The 11874-nt window shown below is 71.6% G+C and carries 10 protein-coding genes; 4 read left to right on the top strand and 6 right to left on the bottom strand.

Features of this window, described 5'->3' with window-relative positions:
- Positions 1-33: 33 nt before the first annotated feature.
- Positions 34-1080, bottom strand: a complete 1047-nt coding sequence (locus tag AADR41_RS14755) for a chitinase (protein WP_342281840.1) — start codon at positions 1078-1080, stop codon at positions 34-36.
- Positions 1081-1388: 308 nt separating this feature from the next.
- On the opposite strand from AADR41_RS14755, the gene AADR41_RS14750 reads away from it, so the two are divergent.
- From AADR41_RS14750 to AADR41_RS14740, 3 genes are read left to right on the top strand one after another with little or no spacing between them, the layout of a single operon-like run.
- The gene (locus tag AADR41_RS14750) at positions 1389-1802 is read left to right on the top strand and encodes a hypothetical protein (protein WP_342281839.1); all 414 of its coding nucleotides are present in this window, start codon (positions 1389-1391) and stop codon (positions 1800-1802) included.
- Positions 1799-4108 (top strand): bifunctional polysaccharide deacetylase/glycosyltransferase family 2 protein, encoded by a 2310-nt coding sequence (locus tag AADR41_RS14745; protein ID WP_342281838.1) that lies wholly within the window; start codon positions 1799-1801, stop codon positions 4106-4108. Before AADR41_RS14750 ends, AADR41_RS14745 begins: the two co-directional genes overlap by 4 nt.
- 59 nt (positions 4109-4167) lie before the next feature.
- Positions 4168-5298, top strand: a complete 1131-nt coding sequence (locus AADR41_RS14740; RefSeq protein ID WP_342281837.1) for an acyltransferase family protein — start codon at positions 4168-4170, stop codon at positions 5296-5298.
- Positions 5299-5352: 54 nt separating this feature from the next.
- Here the strand turns inward: AADR41_RS14740 and AADR41_RS14735 are convergent, their stop codons facing one another.
- The 3 genes from AADR41_RS14735 to AADR41_RS14725 form a co-directional block, all read right to left on the bottom strand.
- Positions 5353-5859, bottom strand: coding sequence for a DinB family protein (locus AADR41_RS14735; RefSeq protein WP_342281836.1), 507 nt, complete (start codon positions 5857-5859; stop codon positions 5353-5355).
- A 156-nt stretch (positions 5860-6015) separates the two neighbouring features.
- The gene (locus AADR41_RS14730) at positions 6016-6576 is read right to left on the bottom strand and encodes a hypothetical protein (RefSeq protein ID WP_342281835.1); all 561 of its coding nucleotides are present in this window, start codon (positions 6574-6576) and stop codon (positions 6016-6018) included.
- 112 nt (positions 6577-6688) lie between these two features.
- A complete protein-coding gene (locus AADR41_RS14725) occupies positions 6689-7291 on the bottom strand; it encodes a TetR/AcrR family transcriptional regulator (RefSeq protein ID WP_342281834.1) in 603 nt (200 codons plus the stop codon).
- A gap of 132 nt (positions 7292-7423) precedes the next feature.
- Between AADR41_RS14725 and AADR41_RS14720 the strand changes: the two genes are divergently transcribed.
- The gene (locus AADR41_RS14720) at positions 7424-8464 is read left to right on the top strand and encodes an aldo/keto reductase (protein WP_342281833.1); all 1041 of its coding nucleotides are present in this window, start codon (positions 7424-7426) and stop codon (positions 8462-8464) included.
- 15 nt (positions 8465-8479) lie between these two features.
- Here AADR41_RS14720 and AADR41_RS14715 read toward each other — a convergent pair whose 3' ends face one another.
- On the bottom strand, positions 8480-9223 hold the full coding sequence (locus tag AADR41_RS14715) for a class I SAM-dependent methyltransferase (RefSeq protein ID WP_342281832.1): 744 nt from the start codon (positions 9221-9223) through the stop codon (positions 8480-8482).
- A gap of 130 nt (positions 9224-9353) precedes the next feature.
- On the bottom strand, positions 9354-11813 hold the full coding sequence (locus AADR41_RS14710; protein ID WP_342281831.1) for an ATP-binding SpoIIE family protein phosphatase: 2460 nt from the start codon (positions 11811-11813) through the stop codon (positions 9354-9356).
- Positions 11814-11874 lie beyond the last annotated feature (61 nt).

The following is an 11874-nucleotide window of genomic DNA, read 5'->3' as shown; positions in this document are numbered from 1 at the left end:
GTGTCGGCGGGCGGTCGGTGGGCGGGTCCGTGGTCATCCGGCCAGTGCCTTCGCGAACGCTCCCGCCTCCTGTGCGACCCCGCTGCACGTGTCGTCGGCCTTCGTGGAGTTCCCGTCCGCGCACTCCTGGTCGCGGAAGGTGGCCCACTGGGAGAGCGCGCCGATTCCCCTGCGTTCGGCGAAGGCACGCAGTGACGCCGCGTCGGAGAGGGTGAACGTCTCCCCCGCCACATCGTTGACACCGATCATCACGGTGATGTGCAGCGCCCGCCAGGCCGCGGCGTCCGACAGGCCCAGTACGTCGGTGAGCTGGTCGTGGGCCGCTTCGGCGGCCTGCTGCGCGTAGTCGCTCATGTCACCGTCGTACGAGGAGCTGTAGTTCATCGCCATGATGTTCACGGCGGACACCTCGACATCCCGTTCCACGGCGTCGCTCAGCAGGGCGGTCCCGGCCGTTTCCAGACCGTCCGGCATCACGGGCAGTGTGTATGTGACATCGAGGTCCCGCTCCTTCTGGAGGAGGCGCAGTGCCTGGTCGCGGCGGGTGATCGACGCCCGGTCGGTGAGCGCGTCGCCCTCGATGTCGAAGTCGGCCTTGTCCGTGCCGACCGCGTCGAGCACCTTCGCGTAGGCGTCGGCCAGTTCCCGGGCACTGTCGCAGGTGAGTGCGAGCTCGTTCCCCGCGGCCCCTCCGAAGGAGACCCGGACGTCCGCGCCGGTCGCGGTGAGCGCGGCGATCCGCGAGGCCACCACCCGGTCGCCGGCCTCCGCGGTGCCGCCCCACAGCGGGGTGCAGTCATCGCCGTCGGCGACGACGAAGGCCAGGTTGTACGTGTCGGGGGAACCTTCCGGGTCCGTGGCGGCGGCGGTCGTGGCGCTGACGTACGGGGTGTACGCCGTGGTGGCGGCGGAGGCGCCGGGGCCGGGGGCCTTGCGGGCGCCCCGTTCCTGGTCCGCCACCGCGCCGGTCGAGCAGGCGGAGCAGGCGAGTCCGAGGGCGAGCAGCCCGGCGACGACCGGGGCGGCACGCCGTCTGCGGCCTGTCCCGCGACCGGGCGAACGCTTCGGTGAAATCCGCATGGTGTTTGCACCTGCTCTCGTGAAGGGTTTCCGGATACGGCATCGGACAAGGGACCGGAACACAACGGAAACCTCTCACACGCCCGTACCGCTCCCACTCACAGGAAACTCACGGCCGGAGGCCGAAGAGCGCTGCCGACTGTCATCAAGTCCCTTTCCAGCAGCGCTTTTCGGGTACGCGTCACAGGCGTGCGGAACAGTCGCGGCGGCGCTCGCACTCTCAGCTCGTCACAGGTTGGCCGCCCATCCACAGCGTCCGGCCAGAAAAGGCCCAGGCTTCGCACATCGCCGTTCGCCAGCATGCGCACATGCAATCCGTCACCTCCATCGAGAACGACCCGACGCCGTCCGGGCGCCGCCGCAAGCACGCCGGAGCGCCCGAGCCCCGTGCCGGGACGGGAGCCGGGGTCCAGGAGGGGCCCGTATTCGTGGACAGCACCGGGCGCCGCGCCAGACTGCTTCGCCGTGCGGGCATCGCGCTGGGTGTCGCCTGTGCCGGTTACGCGGCCGTGCTCGGGCTCGCCTTCGTGGGAGGCATCTCCGTGTCGCCCTCGCAGCTCCTTCCGTTCGACGGCGCGCCCGCCTCGCAGGGCGGGCCGGCCGGGAACCTGCCTCCTGGCGCGGAGGGCACGCCGCCGAGCGCCCGGCCCGGCGTCGGAGCGGGCGGGCCGCCCTCGGCCGCTTCCTCTCCCTCCGCCTCCGCCACCGGGGCGGCCCGATGAGCATGCTCCACGGCCGTTCCCCGGGCAGGCGACGGCACGCCACACCGAGCAGGATCGGACGGGTCCGCCGTCAGGCCGCTCCCCGGCCACGGGTGGTCATCGCCCTTCTGCTGCTGCTCGGGCTCGTCTCCGTGATGCTGCTCGACGGCTATCTGCGGGCCGAGGTCGGAAACGACCAGCGGGTCCGCTCCGACGCCAGTTCGAGCAAGGTTCCGCAGAGCGTCCTGGACGGCGGCCCCTTCCTCAGCTTCGAGGGCGGCACGGCGCGCACGCAGTCGGTGCCGGACAAGACCGTCGTGCTGACCTTCGACGACGGCCCGGACCCCGAGTGGACACAACAGGTGCTCGACATCCTGGACGACAACGACGTGCCGGGCACGTTCTTCCTGGTCGGCTCGATGATCTCGCGCTACCCGGACGTGGTGCGCCGGATGGTGGACGACGGCAACGAGGTGGGCGTCCACACCTTCACCCACGTCGACCTCTCGTACCAGAGCTCCGCGCGCGTCACGCGTGAGATCGCCCAGACGCAGCTCGCCCTCGCAGGGGCCGCGGGCATCACGACGACGCTGTTCCGCGCCCCGTACTCCTCGACCAACGACGCCATCGACAACTACAGCTGGCCCGTCTACAAGAAGCTCGGCGCCCTGGGCTACACCAGTGTCTTCATCGACACCGACAGCGAGGACTGGCAGAAGCCGGGCGTCAGCAAGATCGTCGAGTGGGCCACTCCGAAGGACGGCAAGGGCGCCTCGGTGCTCTTCCACGACGCCGGCGGCGACCGGGCCCAGACCCTCAAGGCGCTGCCGCGGTACATCAAGAAGATGAAGGCGAAGGGGTACACCTTCACCACGGTCAGCGGCGCCCGGAACGCGCAGTCCACGCAGCCGACCCGGAGCACCCCGAACGCGCAGACCGCCCCGGGCGCGCAGGCGGCACAGCACGCGCAGGGCGCACCGGCCGGCCCCGCCGCCCCGGGCGACGCCCGGCAGAGCAACCCCGATCAGGCCGCCCACCGGACCGCCGACACCGCGACCCGCTGGGAGGGCCGCGCCCTGCTGGCCGCGGTGGCCGTCGCGGAGTGGACCGTGCCGGGCCTGGCCGCCGCACTGGTGGTGGTGGGAATCGCCGTGATGGCCAGATTCGGCATGATGCTCCTCCTCGCCCGGCGCCACCACCGACAACGCAACAGCGGCCGGTTCAGCTGGGGGCCCGCGGTCACGGAACCGGTGACCGTGATCGTCCCCGCGTACAACGAGAAGGAGTGCATCGCCAACACGCTCGGCTCCCTCGCGGCGAGCACCCATCCGATCGAGATCATCGTCGTCGACGACGGTTCGACCGACGGCACCGCCGAGATAGCCGAGTCGCTGGGACTGCCCAACGTACGCGTCGTCCGCCAGGAGAACGCGGGCAAGTCCGCGGCACTCAACAACGGTGTGCGTCAGGCGCGTTACGGCATCGTCGTGATGATGGACGGCGACACCGTCTTCGAACCCGACACCGTGCACCGGCTCGTGCAGCCGTTCGGCGACCCGGAGGTCGGCGCGGTGGCCGGGAACGCCAAGGTCGGCAACCGCAACACCGTGATCGGCGCCTGGCAGCACATCGAGTACGTGATGGGCTTCAACCTCGACCGCCGGATGTACGACCTGCTGCGCTGCATGCCCACCATCCCGGGCGCGATCGGCGCGTTCCGCCGCGAGGCCCTGCTGGCGGTCGGCGGAATGAGCGAGGACACGCTCGCCGAGGACACCGACGTCACGATCGCCCTGCACCGCGCCGGCCGGCGGGTCGTGTACGCCGAGCACGCACGTGCCTGGACCGAGGCACCCGCGTCGCTGGGGCAGTTGTGGCGGCAGCGCTACCGCTGGAGCTACGGCACGATGCAGGCGCTCTGGAAGCACCGCGGATCGGTCACGGACCGCGGGCCCTCGGGCCGCTTCGGCCGGGTCGGCATGCCCCTGGTCGTGCTCTTCCAGATCGTCACACCCGTCTTCGCTCCGCTGATCGACGTGTTCACGCTGTACGCGATGATCTTCGTGGACCTCCGGATGTCCCTGCTGGCCTGGATCGCCGTGCTGCTGGTCCAACTGGTCTGCGCGGCCTACGCGTTCCGCCTCGACGGCGAGAAGTACCGCTACCTGCTGATGCTCCCCCTGCAGCAACTGGCCTACCGGCAGCTGATGTACCTGGTGCTGATCCACTCGTGTGTCACCGCCGCGACCGGCGGCCGGCTGCGCTGGCAGAAGCTGAAGCGCACCGGTGAGGTGGGCGCCCCCGCGTCCGGCACGGAGTCGGGCTGATGGCGGGCGCACACCGTCGGCGCACACATCGCCGGGGCGCACCACCGCGTCCGCCGCACATGACGGACACGACAGACACCGCGGACATGGCGGACGGGAGGGACACGAAGGGCACGGCAGAGACGGAGGACGCCGGGGGGCCCGCGGCGCCCCGCGCCCCCGGGGCCCCGGGTGGCGGCCGTGACCGCTACTTCGACGCGCTGCGGGCGTTCGCCCTGGTGCGCGTGGTCACCTATCACACCTTTGAATGGCCGTGGCTCGGGCTGGTCTTCCCGTCGATGGGGGTCATGTTCGCGCTCGCCGGTTCGCTCATGGCGCGTTCCCTGGAACGGCCCGCCGCGCAGGTGATCCGCGGCCGGCTGCGCAGGCTGCTGATCCCGGTGTGGGCGTTCGGCCTGGTGCTGGGTGTGGCGATGCTGCTGCACGGCTGGCGGCCCGGCGCCGACGTCCTGTACTGGGTGCTGCCGGTGGGCGACCCGCCCGGCAACGCGTGGGGCGAACAGGCGTGGGCGGTGCTCTGGTATCTGCGCACCTACCTGTGGTTCGTGCTGCTGTCTCCCCTCCTGCTGCGCCTCTTCCGTCTCGCCCCGCTGCCCGCGCTCGCCCTGTCACTGGTCCCCGTCGTGCTCCTGACCGTGGTGTGGGGTGTGCCGGACGGGCGTACGGGTGCCGCGCTGAGCGATCTGTCGGTCTTCCTGTTCTGCTGGCTGCTGGGTTTCGCACACCGGGACGGCGTCCTGGACCGGCTGCGCCCCGCGGCCGTCCTGGCCTGTGCTCCGCCCCTGATGGCGGCGGGCGGCTGGTGGGCCCTGCACCACCGGGTGGACGGTTCCTACGACCTCGACGACATCCCGCTCGCCCAGGCGCTGTGGTCGGCGGGGTTCGTCCTGCTGCTCCTGCGCTTCCGGCCGGACTTCGGGTGGCTCGCCCGCCGTCGGGTGGCGGACCGGATCGTGAGGGTCTTCAACGCCCGTGCAGTGACCGTCTATCTGTGGCACGAGATCGCACTGATGGTGAGCGTGCCGCTGATCGACCTGCTGTGGAACGTGCCGGCCTTCGAACGGGGGCTGCCGCTGGACAGCGTGTGGTTCCAGTTCGCGGTCGTCTGGGTGCTGATCGCCGCGGCGGTGGCCCTGTTCGGCCGGGTCGAGGACCTGGCGGCGAAGCGGGGTCCTCGACTGCTGCCGTGATCTGCTGCTGCCCCGATCCGCGCGAGCGCCGGGCTCCGTGGCGCGGTCCGGCGGCTACTCGCCGGTGACGCCGTCGATGCGCTCCCGGATCAGGTCGGCCTGGCCGTTGTGCCGCGCGTACTCCTCGATCAGGTGCGTGAGGATGTAACGCAGCGAGAACACCTCCTCGCCGTAACTCCCGGTGATGTCGAGGGACTCGGCGGCGTCGACGACGGCCCGGGAGCGGGCGCACTCCTCGTGCCAGATCCGGAACGCCTCTTCGGTGTCGGCGTCCGCGACCTCGAACTCGGCGAACTCGCCGGGATTCGGCCCCGGCCAGTGCGCCGGCGCGACCTCGTCCCTCAACACCCTCCGGAACCAGGACCGTTCGACCTCGGCGAGATGCCGGACGAGCCCCAGCAGCGTCAGGCCCGAGGGGGGAACGGCCGGCTCCCGCAGCTGCGCGTCGGTCAGCCCCGCGCACTTCATGGCCAGGGTCTCACGCTGGTACTGGAGAAAGCCTGTCAGCGAGGCGCGCTCGCCGCCCACCTGCGGAGGTCTGTTCCTCAGGTCGTCGTTCATCGGGCCATCATGGCAACCAAGGCGGCTGGTGGACACGGCGCTGAAGGATTCGTCGTGCTGCCACTCGGCGGGTGCCCGGTCCCGGTGGGCCGGCGTTCCGGCGTTGGGGCTTTCCGGCTTCCGTGGGGATGAGCCCGGGGCGGGGAACCGAGCGGCTCAGTCGTGGAGAGCGACGCCGGGCAGTGGGAGGCCGGCGGCGTCGAACAGCACGGTTCCGCAATCGCAGCGCTCGTCCGCCAGGGTCTGGTTCGCCGCCAGTTCCCAGACCAGCATCGACGAACAGTCCGGGCAGTTCAGGCTGACCAGGGTCTCGTCGGGTTCCGAACCCCAGGCCCGCACCGGGAAGCCCTGGTGCGTCAGTCCGGTCGGCTCGTGCCCTCCGGTCAGCGCGACCAGTACCTCGTAGGTGTCGGTGCCGCTGTCACACACAAGGAGCGTGCAGCCGAGATTCGCCAGCACACCGGACAGATGACCGAGCTGACGGACCGGGAGGTCACCGCGCCTCAGGGTCGGGTCGGACTCGGCCGCACGGTGGACGGCATCGGTGTCGACATCCACCGGCTCCACCCCGAAGGCCCGCACCCGCCCGGCCACGAACTCCGCCAGCAGGCCCGGGGATTCCTCACCGGTCCAGTCCATCTCGAACACCACACCGTCGACCCGGGCACCCCGGGCCCGCTCGCCGGGGGTCAGGACCAGCTCTTCCAGTTCCGTCACGTCGAACACGCTATCAACTGCCGGATTCCCGGACCGAGCGGATGCCGCACCACCGTCGCACCGTCGTGTCGTCGCGTCGTCGCGTCGTCGCGTCGTTGTCGCGCACGCCTGGTCACGCTCCCGCGAGTCCCACCGGTCCTCCCGTCCCGCGCAGCAGGGTGTCCACGACGCGCGTGGCCAGTACGTCGGTGTCGCCACCGCCCGCCCCCTCCTTGGCGGCCTCGTGGATGAGGGCGTAGTAGACGCGCCGGGTCCAGTCGAGGTCGATGTCGGGCCGGAGCACGCCGGCCTCCTGTGCGCGGCGGAAGACCCGGGCGCAGGTGGAGCGGACCTCGGCGTGGATGCGGGCCGCCTCGGGGTGGGTTTCGTCGGCCGTGCGGTTCATGGCGAACGACCAGTCGGTCTTCACGCGGAGGACGTTGGCGGTGACCTGGTAGAGGGCGACGAGCGGTGGAGCGGCGTCCGGGCGGGCGCTGTCGACGGCCTCGGCGAACTGGCGGGCGGCCCAGCCGGTGAGCTCGTCCAGCAACGCGTCCCGGGTGGCGAAGCGGCGGTGGACGGTGGTCCGGGCGACGCCGGCGGCCCGGGCGATCTGCTCCATGCTCGCCGCCGGGTTGACCGCGAGGACCTGCTCGGCCGCTTCCAGGATCGTCCGCACGGTCCGCTCGCTGTCGGCCCGGAGCGGCCGTTTCGTCTGCTGCTTCTGCTCCGTCATGCCGACACGCTACAGCAGCACCTCTCTGCGACCTCTACTTGCAACACTTGTGTCGCAGGTTGTAGATTTTCGGCGTCGGGGAAGTAGCGACTCCGCGTCCCGTTCGTGAGGAAACGACATCAGGGAGCAGTGATGCAGCATCGGATTCTCGGCCGCACCGGCATCTCCGTCAGCAAGTTCGCCCTGGGCACCCTGCGCCTGGGCGCCTGGGGGAACAGCGACCACGACGATGCGGTCCGGTTGATCCGCACGGCGCTGGACGGCGGGATCAACTTCATCGATACCGCCGACCAGTACTCCGGCGGCGAGGCCGAGGTGATCGTCGGCAAGGCCCTCCACGGCCGTCGTGACGACGTGGTGCTCGCGACCAAGGGCCACTTCCCGGTCCGGATGGGGGACGACGACCCCAACCGGCGGGGCAACTCGCGGCGCCGGCTCACCCGGGCCGTCGACGACAGCCTGCGGCGGCTGGGCACCGACCGCATCGACCTCTACCAGGTGCACCGCCCCGACCCGGCCACCGATATCGACGAGACGCTCTCCGTGCTCTCCGATCTGGTGCGCGCGGGCAAGATCATGGCGATCGGCACCTCGGACTTCCCCGCCGAGCAGCTCGTCGAGGCCCAGTGGGCCGCCGACCGGCGCAATCACGTCCCCTTCCACACCGAGCAGCCGCCGTACTCGCTGTTCGTGCGTGGCATCGAGGCCGATGTGCTGCCCACGGCACGGAAGTACGGGCTCGGCGTGCTGACCTGGAGCCCGCTCAACAGCGGCTGGCTGACCGGGCGGTTCCGCGGCAACGAGCCGATCGAACTGGACGCCTTCCGCCGCGTGGTGGCGCACAAGTTCGACCTCGAACTGCCCGGCAACCGGCGCAAGCTCGAAGCCGTGGAGGAGCTGCTGGTCGTGGCGCGGGACGCGGGCATCCCCCTGACGCATCTGGCGCTGGCGTTCGCCGCGACGCATCCGGCGGTGTCCTCGGTGATCCTCGGGGCCCGCACCATCGACCAGCTGACCGACCAGCTCGCCGCCGCCGAGGTCCGGCTCGACGACGAGATCCTCGACCGCATCGACAAGATCGTCCCGCCCGGGGTCACTCTCAACCCCTCGGACGCCGACTACCGCCGCCCGGCCCTGGCCGCCGCGGAGCGACGGCGCAGGCCCACCGCCTGACCCGCCCTCAGGACGTCAGCCGGCACCACCGGCCGCCGCCGACCGCGGACCCAGCACGAACCAGCGTGCGGGCAGCGCGACCCGCGTACCGTCGGGCAGGTACTCGGTCTGGGCCAGGGCCGTCGCGCCCTCGTCCAGGGTGGTGAGGCCTGCGTCCCTGAGCAGCCGCCGCACCTCCTGCGCGGTGGCACTGGCCGGCTTGAGCCCGTGGGCCAGTACCCGGCGCAGCTTCTCCGGCGGGCCGTCCGGGCCCTGCGCCACCTGCCGGAGCACCTCTTTGGAGGCCGGGGTCGGCTCGGTGACGAAGGCCCGTCCCCGCTCCCCCAGCAGCGCCGCGACCGCCGCGGCGACGGCGGCCCTGGCCTCGGGCTCGCTCTGGTGAATGACGGCACGCATATAGACATTGGTGTCGCCGATCCGCTCGCGCAGGGCCGCCACGGCCTCCGCGTCGACGAGGTCGAGCTGGGCGAACTCCGCGACGCCCGCGGTGTCGGCCCGGCGGGCGTGCTCGACGGCCGCGTGCGAGAGGTCCACACCGATCGCGCGGGCGAAACGGGTGGCGAGGTAGCGGGTCTGGGTGCCGTTTCCGCAGCCGAGGTCGACGAGGGGCAGCGAAGTGTCGGCGTGCGGCAGCAGCAGTTCGGTGTGGGGTACGGAGGTGAGGGAGGGGTCGGAGTCCCAGATCGCCTCGCCGGGCGCGTCCGAGGTGGCGGACCAGTAGCCCTCCCACGCCTCGCGGTAGTGCTGTGACACGTCCATGCGCGCTCCCGGTCCGTTCGTCCCGCGACGCCGTGCGGTGTTCCGCGGCGCCCTGCTCAGGACCGGACTACCCTCCCGGGACGGCCCGGGCAAGACCCCGCACGGCATCCCCCGTTCCCTGGACGGGCTTTCACCAGGTGTGCGGCCTGGGGCCGGGGATCTTGCCGAGTGCCTGCTCGAACCAGACGGTCTTGCCGTGCGCGGTGGTGCTGGTGCCCCATTCGCGGGCGAGGCCGCTCACCACGCGCAGGCCTCGCCCGGACTCGTCGTGGGAAGTGGCGTCGAGCAGCGTGGCCGGGGCGGGTTCGTCGTCGCTGACCTCGCACAGCAGGGCGCCGGTGCGCACCAGCCGGAGCACGATGTGATGGGACCGGCCGTGCTTCACGGCGTTGGTGACGAGTTCGCTGACCATCAGCTCGGCCGCCTCCACCGCGTCCGGCAGGTTCCAGTCGAGCAGCTTCCCGCGCACCAGTCGTCGTGATCGCGCCACTTCGCGCGGGTCCAGGGCGAGTTGCCACTCCGCGACGTCGTCGCCCGGGATGCCGTTCAGCCGGGCCATCAGCAGCGCGACGTCGTCCTTGCGGCCTCCGCTCGGGTTCAGTGCGCGGATGATGGTGTCGCAGGCGTCGTCCATGGAGGCCGCCGGGTGGGCGGCCGAGGCGCAGAGCGCGGCGAGTCCGGCGCCGATGTCCTGGCCGCGCACCTCGACCAGCCCGTCGGTGCACAGGACCAGCCGGTCGCCGGGCCGCACTCGTACGGTCGCGGTCTCGAAGGCGACACCACCGACACCGATCGGGGCACCGGTGGGGAGGGTCAGGAGTTCGGCGCGGCCGTCCTCGGCCCGGACGAGCACGGGCGGGATGTGCCCGGCGTTGGCGATCTGGACCTCGGAGCGGATCGGGTCGTAGACGGCGTAGAGGCAGGTCGCCAGATACTGCTCGCCCAGGCGCTGTGCCAGGTCGTCCAGGTTGCGCAGCAGTTGGGACGGTGGCATCTCCATCGTGGCCATGGTCAGTACGGCGGTACGCAACTGACCCATCATCGCCGCCGAGTTGAGGCCGTGCCCCATGACGTCGCCGACCACGAGGGCGGTCCGGGAGCCGGGCAGCTTGACCGAGTCGAACCAGTCGCCGCCGATCCTGCCGAGCCGGGCGCCGGGCAGGTACCGGGTGGCGATGTCGCAGCCGGCCATCCGGGGAGCGACCTGGGGCAGCATGCTGTCCTGGAGCGTCTCCGCGACGTTCTCCTGGAAGGTGTACATGCGGGCGTTGTCGAGTACCAGCCCGGCGCGGGCGGCCAGTTCGGCGCCGGTGGTGCGGTCCATGTCGTCGAAGGGCTCACGGCCGGGGCGGCGCATCAGAACCATGAAGCCGAGGACCACGTCGCGGGCCTTGAGCGGCACGATCAGCAGGGAGCGGTGGGTGATCAGCGGGCGCAGGTCGCGTTTCTCGAACTCGCCCGAGATCCGGTTGCTCGCCTCCTCGCTGACGTACGGGACGAGGACGGGTTCGCCGGTGACCATGCACTGGAAGAACGGGGTGTGTTCGGGGAAGGCGATGGACTCGCCGACGGGGACGGTGTCGTCCCAGCGGCCCGGTTCGTCGTTGTGCTCGACCCAGACCCGGTGCCAGACGGTGGTGACGTCGGGCGGTCCGTCCGGGAAGCCCTCGCCGGCCAGGACCGCGGCACGCAGATGCGTACCCGCGAAGTCGGTGAAGCGGGGCACGGCGGCGCTGGTGACCTCGCGGATGGTGCGTGCCAGGTCGAGGGAGGAGCCGATGCGGCCGCTGACCTCGTTGAGGAACTCCAGCCGCTCGCGGACCGCCGCGTATTCGAGGTCCAGTTCGGGGCGGGGGACGGTGCGGGGAGCGGGCGTTGCCTCGCCGTCGCCGAGCGGGGAGCGGGCGGGGTGCCCGGAGTCGCGTCGCGGCACACCCCAGTCGGGGGTGACCGGGACCTGGCTGCGGTGGCTGAACTCCAGGACCGGGTATCCGAGTTCGAGTACCTGGGCGACGATTCTGGTCGCCTCGCCGACGCTCATGCTGGGCAGGATCTCGGGCAGCCGGCCCGCCAGCTCCCGGTAGCCGGGGAAGTCGGTGTGGAGTGCGAACGCGGGGGCGACGGTCCCCGTGTCCCGGCCCTCGCCCGTGCCGCCCCCGCCCAGCCGGCCGGCGTCCGCGGCGAGCACCAGCAGCCGTTCGGAACCCGGGCCGACCAGCGGATAGGCCCACCACAGCACGTCGATCCGGCCGCGCGCCGGTTCGTCGATCCGGGCCCGGCCCGCCATCGGGTACGACAGGCTCCCGCCCGGCGGTCCGTCGGGCTCGGCGCCGAGTCCGCAGTCCGGAACGGGACCGGCTCCGGGCCGCTCCGCTTCCTCCACCCGGCCCAGCACGCCGATGACCGGGAGGAGTTCACCGGCCGGGCAGCCGACCGCATCCTGTCTGGTGACCCCGAAGAGCCGTCGCGCGCCGCTCGACCAGTGCGAGACGAGGCCGTGCGTGTCGACCACCGCGACGGCCAGCGGCACACGGCCCGACATGACGTCGCTCGGCAACGGTGTCCGCTGCGGCGGCACCTCGGGTTCCATGGGCGGAAGGCTCCTTCCCCACCGCAACGTTCTGCGGTCAGTGACTCCACGGTACGGCTCC

The sequence above is a fragment of the Streptomyces sp. CLV115 genome (assembly GCF_038448545.1).
Taxonomy (GTDB): Bacteria; Actinomycetota; Actinomycetes; order Streptomycetales; family Streptomycetaceae; genus Streptomyces; species Streptomyces sanglieri.
The sequence above is the reverse complement of the archived record's forward strand: the minus strand, read 5'-3'. Positions and strand labels throughout refer to the sequence as shown.